The sequence below is a fragment of the Extibacter sp. GGCC_0201 genome, assembly GCF_017566055.1.
In the GTDB taxonomy this organism is placed as follows: domain Bacteria; phylum Bacillota; class Clostridia; order Lachnospirales; family Lachnospiraceae; genus Extibacter.
The window spans coordinates 58923-65276 of record NZ_JABFCH010000024.1; the positions used below are offsets into that span (position 1 = coordinate 58923).

At 48.5% G+C, this 6354-nt stretch carries 6 protein-coding genes; 4 read left to right on the forward strand and 2 right to left on the reverse strand.

Annotated elements, in window-relative coordinates; all coding sequences use genetic code 11:
• Positions 1-88: 88 nt before the first annotated feature.
• From HJV72_RS15105 to HJV72_RS15115, 3 genes are read left to right on the forward strand one after another with little or no spacing between them, the layout of a single operon-like run.
• Positions 89-808 carry an ABC transporter ATP-binding protein gene (locus HJV72_RS15105; RefSeq protein ID WP_208072141.1) on the forward strand — a complete coding sequence of 240 codons (720 nt, stop codon included), beginning with the start codon at positions 89-91 and terminating at the stop codon, positions 806-808.
• Positions 805-2337, forward strand: coding sequence for a COG1361 S-layer family protein (locus HJV72_RS15110; RefSeq protein ID WP_243765662.1), 1533 nt, complete (start codon positions 805-807; stop codon positions 2335-2337). Before HJV72_RS15105 ends, HJV72_RS15110 begins: the two co-directional genes overlap by 4 nt.
• The gene (locus HJV72_RS15115; protein ID WP_208072144.1) at positions 2300-3718 is read left to right on the forward strand and encodes an ABC transporter permease; all 1419 of its coding nucleotides are present in this window, start codon (positions 2300-2302) and stop codon (positions 3716-3718) included. Before HJV72_RS15110 ends, HJV72_RS15115 begins: the two co-directional genes overlap by 38 nt.
• A 59-nt stretch (positions 3719-3777) precedes the next feature.
• Here HJV72_RS15115 and HJV72_RS15120 read toward each other — a convergent pair whose 3' ends face one another.
• Complete coding sequence (locus tag HJV72_RS15120; protein ID WP_208072146.1) at positions 3778-4041, reverse strand: hypothetical protein; 264 nt, start codon at positions 4039-4041, stop codon at positions 3778-3780.
• 449 nt (positions 4042-4490) lie between these two features.
• Here HJV72_RS15120 and HJV72_RS15125 point away from each other — a divergent pair, with 449 nt between their 5' ends.
• Positions 4491-5009 carry a transcription repressor NadR gene (locus HJV72_RS15125; protein ID WP_208072148.1) on the forward strand — a complete coding sequence of 173 codons (519 nt, stop codon included), beginning with the start codon at positions 4491-4493 and terminating at the stop codon, positions 5007-5009.
• Positions 5010-5052: 43 nt separating this feature from the next.
• Here the strand turns inward: HJV72_RS15125 and HJV72_RS15130 are convergent, their stop codons facing one another.
• Positions 5053-6147 carry a KamA family radical SAM protein gene (locus tag HJV72_RS15130; protein WP_208072150.1) on the reverse strand — a complete coding sequence of 365 codons (1095 nt, stop codon included), beginning with the start codon at positions 6145-6147 and terminating at the stop codon, positions 5053-5055.
• Positions 6148-6354: the final 207 nt, after the last annotated feature.

Below are 6354 nucleotides of genomic sequence, written 5' to 3' on the forward strand. Positions count from 1 at the left end.
TCAAGTCATATTAAGAAATAATTCATAATTTCATATGGTAAGTCTTCCCTTTTATATAGTAAACTGTATGGTAAGACAGGAGGGACGTATGGAAAAAGTAATTGAGGTAAGAGATTTGTACAAATTATACCGTGTCGGAGATGAAGTTGTACGGGCTCTTGACGGCCTTGATTTCAGCATCTATGAGGGAGAGTTCTGTGCAATCGTCGGAACATCAGGTTCCGGAAAGTCCACATTGCTTAACATGCTGGCCGGGCTGGAGAAACCCACCAAGGGCAGCGTAGTCATAGGTGGCCGGCACATAGAGAAGCTGAATGAGGAACAGCTCGTAAAGTTCCGCCGTGAAAATGTCGGGTTTATCTTCCAGTCATTCCATCTTCTTGGCACATTGAATGCGCTTGAGAACGTGGCGCTTCCGCTAAGTTTCCGAGGCATGCCGAAAGAGGAGAGGATGAAAAAGGCGGATGAGATGCTTCATCTTGTGAATCTGAATAAGCACAAGAACCACAGGCCTAACCAGATGTCCGGCGGGCAGCAGCAGCGGGTCGGAGTCGCGAGGGCACTTGTCGTGGATCCAAAGATAATATTTGCAGACGAGCCGACAGGGAACCTGGACTCCCACACATCGGAAGATGTCATGGGGCTGATGCAGCAGGTCGTGCGGGAACAGAGGAAGACGCTTGTGATGGTTACACATGACGCTCATCTGGCTACATACGCTGACCGGATATTCCACATAAGGGATGGCAATATCATAAAGATAGAAGAGAACAGAGAAAAAGAAACTGTTGAGGGAGGATTATCATGATGAAGACAATGAAGAGATTACTGGCCGTGCTGATCGTATCCGCCGTAACGGCGGCTGCCTTCTTGCCGATGCCGGCAAAAGCAGCAGACGGGGATATCACGTTATCGGTTCCGGGGGTGCTGACGTACCAGTACCAGAAGCCGCAGAAGTTCGTGGTGAACGTGACGAATAATACAACCGATGCTATCAACAATATCGTCGTGTCTCCGGATATGAAGGATGACGTGAGCCAGTGGCCGTTCAAGACAGAATACCAGAAATATGAGGCGAAGATTGATACGCTGGCAGCAGGTGAGACGAAGCCGGTAGAATTCAACTTTACCGCGCGTGACGATGTGCCAAGTACCCGTTTTACGCTGCTTTTCAAGTATACGGCGGACGGAAGCGCAAGCGGCAGCATCACCGGAAGCCAGTCTTTTTATGTGCTCACGACGGCGAAGCCTGCAGATAAGAACACGTCCGGACAGGACAGTAACAACAAGCCGGCAAAGAAGCAGGAGGACGGTGGTTCCAGCGGCACAGATACGATACCGTTAGCGGCAGATGCAGGCGGCTTCAGCAATGGGGATGCTTCTTACAGCGGCGGAGGCGGTGAAGGAGGTTCCGGCGGCAGCAGATCTGTTCCGCGGGTCATCGTCACCGGGTTTGACACGGATCCGGCAGAGGTGCGGGCAGGCAGCAACTTTACGCTGACCATCCACTTGAAGAACACATCCAAAGCAACCAGGGTCGGCAATATGCTTTTTGATTTGAACGCCCCGACGGAAGGTACTGACGAGCAGACGACGGCACCGGCTTTCCTGCCGGCCTCTGGTTCTAGTTCTATCTATCTGGACGGTATCAAGGCGAACGGCACAGCAGACATATCCATACAGCTGAATGCCAAGGCTGACCTGTTGCAGAAGCCGTACAGCATCGACTTGAGCATGAAATATGAAGATGCGGATGCGGCTCAGATAGAAGGGGCCTCCAGCATATCTATACCGGTGAAGCAGGATGCCAGATTTGAATTCAGTGAATTTGAAATAAGCCCGGAGACAATAACAGTTGGAGAAGAGGCAAATGTGATGTGCAGCCTGTACAATCTCGGACGTATCAAGCTGTACAACGTGAAAGCTGCATTCGAAGGCAAATGCGTCAAGAAGGCCGAGACATTTATAGGAAATGTGGAATCAGGCGCGACGGCGTCTATCGATGCAACGCTGGAAGGGACGAAAGAAAGCACAGGTAGTGAAAAAGTAACGATGACGCTGAGCTATGAAGATGAGGCAGGCAAAGTCTTAACCATGACAAAGGAGCTTCAGCTTGAGGTCGGGCCGGAAGGGATGGATGATATGCCTGCGGTGGAGATGGAAGAGATGGAGCAAGGCGGCCTCCCTGTCATCCCGGTTATCGTCATTGCCGTCATCATTGCGGCAGCCGCAGCAGCGGTTATCATTATAAAGAAAAAGAAGAAGAAGCAGATGGCAGATGAAGAGGAGGAATTGCTGAATGAATTGGATGGATCTGCTGAGGATGAGCGGGAGTAACCTCAAAAGAAGAAAACTCAGGACATTTCTGACGGTTCTGGGAGTCGTCATCGGTACAGCATCCATCGTAGTAATGATTTCTCTTGGACTGGGGATGCAGCAGTCGCTTTACAAGGAAGTGGAACAGTCTGGGGGGCTCACGACCATAACGGTAACGGGCAAAGAGGCAGGAGAGTCTATGAGGGGATATTCCGGTGAGGAGAGCTCGGAAGAATCGACCCAATATGTGACAGACGAGACGATAAAGAAGCTGTCGGAGCTGGGGCATGTCAAAACGGCAGCACCGGCATATGATATGTCGGTCATCATGCTGAAAGGCAAATATGAGGCATATGTACAGCTGACGGCGCTGACACCAGACGGGCTTAAGGCAAAGAACATAGAACTAGGGGAAGGGAGCTTTCCAAAGCAGGGAGGAAGCCAGCTGGATATATTGTATGGCAATGCAGTAATAACGAACTTTACAGAACGGAATTCCCAGAGCAGCTATTGGGAGACAGGGGAACTGCCGGATATCAATCTGATGAAAGACTCCGTATTCCTTATCCTTGATCAGGAAGGGTATTATAAGAGCCAGGAGCAGTCTTTCGGAAATGCAGCCGGCAACGGCGACGGACCGGGTAATCCGGGAGAAAGCCAGCCCTCACAGCCGGTCAAGAAACATGCGGTGACTGCAAGCGGCATCGTTGCCGGCGGGCCGGATGAATATAATGCCAACGCATACAGTGCATATTGCGATCTGGAGACGCTGAAGAAGGTCCTGAAGAAAGACTTTGCCGGCAGGGTCGTTCCCGGCCAGCCTACGACCAAATCGGGCAAGCCGTATAAAGAGTTCTGCTATACATCGGCACAGGTGAAAGTAGATGATATAGACAAGGTGGAAGAAGTGTCATCCATCATACGCGAGATGGGCTACAATACGCAGACGAACGCAGAGTATCTGAACAGCATGAAAAGCCAGTTCGCCATCGTCCAGGCAGTGCTTGGAGGAATCGGTGCGGTGTCCCTTCTCGTTGCAGCGATAGGAATCGCCAATACGATGATGATGTCCATCTATGAGCGCACGAAGGAGATAGGAGTCATTAAGGTTCTCGGCTGCAGCCTGAAGAACATCAAGCAGATGTTCCTGATGGAAGCGGCATTTATCGGACTGATAGGCGGAATGGCGGGAAATATACTGAGCTTTCTCATGTCGGGAATCATCAATTTCCTGACAGGGAACGGGGCGGCGATGGGAATCGACGGGAACATCTCGTTCATTCCGTGGTGGCTTGTCCTGCTGTCCATGGGATTTGCGGTATTCGTCGGTGTGGCGGCTGGTTATTTTCCTTCACTGAGAGCTATGCGGCTCAGTCCGCTGGCGGCGATACGCAACGAATAGATAGATATGTGGCGCAAAGCAGGGGGCAGGTGTTAACGATAATCACCTGCCCCCTGCTTCTATTCTTCAATTACATGGATTTCCAGATAGTCGAAATCGATTGAATCTACAAAATTGTCCTGGCTGAACCTGGCCTTGTCATGCCGTTTGAATTCTTCGACTGTTGCGTCGAGCCAGATTGGCTTGCTCAAGTCAAATTCATAGCAGATGGCATCCAAAGCGTTGAATATCTTATGTGTTCGGGTATCATCACTGTCATCGCAGATGACCGTGTCCCGGAGCATCTTGTTATCTTTGAATTCTTTTCCCCATAATCGGAACATGGCGTGGCCCTCCTTTGTGTCATATATCTGTACCTTGCCGGTAAAGTTGAGTATATCACCAGATCAGGAAGATGTAAATGCCCGTTATCATGAAAAAAAGATGCAGCCGGTAAGAGCTGCATCTTGAGGAAAGGGAATGAAAAAAACAATCTATTATAAATCAAACGTAATGTCTTTAGGCGAAGCTGGCGGAAATACAAGTATTTTCTGCTCTGTACTAACGTCAGCTTCATTTGATAATTTAAGTATATAAAACAATTGTGTCTAACATGTGACGCCTGTCTAAAGAAAAGATGAAGATATGATAATAAACTTATAAACTATATAAACGAATTGTAAATATAAAAAAATCCGTAGCCGGACTTGCATTTTACGGCGGTATGGTGTATGAAATATACATACCCCTGGCACCTTGGGGAAGTTCAGACCACAGTGAAAGGATAAGATATATGGATGGAGATAAAAGAAGAGAAGCAATACTGGAGCTGCTTAAGACAGAGGAGGAACCTATTTCCGGTACGGCTCTCGCGAGGCGGATGGGCGTGAGCAGACAGATAATCGTTCAGGACATCGCCCTGCTGCGCGCAACGAATAAGAATATCCTGTCTACGAATAAGGGATATATCCTGTATGGCAGGGAGAACGGTACAGGCACACATAAGCGGGTAGTCATGGTCAAGCATGATAACAGAAAGATGGCGGAAGAGCTGTATTGCATTGTAGATGCAGGGGCCAAAGTCCTGGACGTGATTGTAGAGCACGAAGTATATGGCCAGATAGCTGTGGATTTATGCATCAACAGCAGGAAAGATGTGGATGAATTCATGGAGAGGATTCTTTCAGACACGGCCAAGCCGCTAAAAGAGCTGACGGGCAATATTCATTATCATACGATAGAGGCTTCGGACAAGGGAATCTTGGACGAGGCTGAAAAAAGGCTGAGAAAAGCCGGAGTGCTGGTTGACTGATGTCTGCCCGTTGCTCCGGCTTCTGCCGTTTTTCATGTCTGTTTTATTCTTCTATCCAGCAGGCATCTGCAGGCACTTCTTTCACGAAGATTCTACCGATGTTATCCGGATTCTTTGCCTGATGGTACTTGAATACCATATGTCTGTCGTCCAGTCTGCCGAGAATTTCTACTTTGCCGTCCGGATTAGACAAGGCATACCGGAAGCACTTTCCGTTGCCGTTCTGCATCCTTTTCACCTGTTCTACGATATCGTAGCCTGTCTGGAGCGGCACCTGGAACTGGTTCTTTACACCGGTTACCGGCCGGCATTGGAATACGTAATACGGAATGATGCCCACCTTCGTAAACTGTTTCATCAGACCGGCAAGCACGTCCGGGCTGTCATTGATGCCTTTTAGAAGCACCGTCTGGTTCTTGACGATCAGGCCAAGGCTCTGCAGGCATTTGACTGATTTGACAGCGTCCGCGGTAAGCTCGGACGGATGGTTGAACTGTGTCATGATATAGATCTGCTTCTTTGAACTGTACTGCCGGAATATGTCCTGAAGTTCTAAATCACCGGTAATCCTCTCAGGAAAGACGACAGGAATCTTTGTTCCGAAGCGTATGTAGTCTATATGGCTGATGGAGCATAATGCGGACAGATACCGTTCGATTACAGAGTTGTCGAGAAGAAAGGAATCGCCTCCCGAGATGAGCACATTGCTGATCTCCGTGTGCTCTTCAATGTAAGATATTACTTGATCAAGATCTTCCACGACTTCTTCTGTATGGCTTCCAACCATCCGCTTGCGGAAACAGTACCGGCAGTACATTGCACACCGGTTAGTGGAAAGCAGCAGCACGGTCTGGGGATACTTGTGCTGCAGCCCCTTGAGCTTCGTGTTGGAAGATTCTCCGCTCGTATCAAAGGTACCGGTTATATCCATCTCTGAAAAAGAGGGAATACTCATCTTGCGGATGCAGTCGCTTTCATCACCCGGATCAATTAACGACAAATAATATCTGGGGACGGACATAGGATATTTCTCCAGAATACTGCGCGCATTATCGTCGCTTGTGTCAATACCGGGAATGCATGCGGCCAGTTCATCCAGCGTTGTTATGTTCTGTCTCAATTCTTCCTGCCATTTCATATAGTCTGTGCACCTCCATTCCCTGTCGGTATTTCAGCAGCTGGCTGATGCATGTACTACGCTGCGGCAGCTGGAAATAACAACATATAATTTAGTATATCATGAAGAAGGCAAAGAAAAAAAGTAAATAATTCTTAACTATTATTAAATATTGTAGGATTACAATACATGTGTTACAACTGAATATTTAAAAAGCAGAGATACTGC

Coding starts and splice junctions, on each gene's coding strand:
- HJV72_RS15105 (WP_208072141.1), top strand. CDS start 89: ATGGAAAAAGTAATTGAGGTAAGAGATTTGTACAAATTATACCGTGTC.
- HJV72_RS15110 (WP_243765662.1), top strand. CDS start 805: ATGATGAAGACAATGAAGAGATTACTGGCCGTGCTGATCGTATCCGCC.
- HJV72_RS15115 (WP_208072144.1), top strand. CDS start 2,300: ATGAATTGGATGGATCTGCTGAGGATGAGCGGGAGTAACCTCAAAAGA.
- HJV72_RS15120 (WP_208072146.1), bottom strand. CDS start 4,041: ATGTTCCGATTATGGGGAAAAGAATTCAAAGATAACAAGATGCTCCGG.
- HJV72_RS15125 (WP_208072148.1), top strand. CDS start 4,491: ATGGATGGAGATAAAAGAAGAGAAGCAATACTGGAGCTGCTTAAGACA.
- HJV72_RS15130 (WP_208072150.1), bottom strand. CDS start 6,147: ATGAAATGGCAGGAAGAATTGAGACAGAACATAACAACGCTGGATGAA.